1 rRNA gene is annotated in these 278 nt (G+C 48.2%); it reads left to right on the top strand.

Annotated features, from left to right (window positions below):
* A 23S ribosomal RNA gene (locus tag ACZ92H_RS29695) occupies positions 1–278 on the top strand; the annotation flags it as partial.

Below are 278 nucleotides of genomic sequence, written 5' to 3'. Positions count from 1 at the left end.
GGCTAAAACAGTCAGGATGTTGGCTTAGAAGCAGCCATCATTTAAAGAAAGCGTAATAGCTCACTGATCGAGTCGTCCTGCGCGGAAGATGTAACGGGGCTAAGCCAGTCACCGAAGCTGCGGATATTGTTCTGTGATTTATCACAGATATATATGGTAGGAGAGCGTTCTGTAAGCCTGCGAAGGTGTCTTGTAAAGGATGCTGGAGGTATCAGAAGTGCGAATGCTGACATGAGTAGCGATAATGGGGGTGAAAAGCCTCCACGCCGTAAGCCCAA

The organism is Janthinobacterium foliorum (assembly GCF_978021625.1).
The sequence above is the reverse complement of the archived record's forward strand: the minus strand, read 5'-3'. Positions and strand labels throughout refer to the sequence as shown.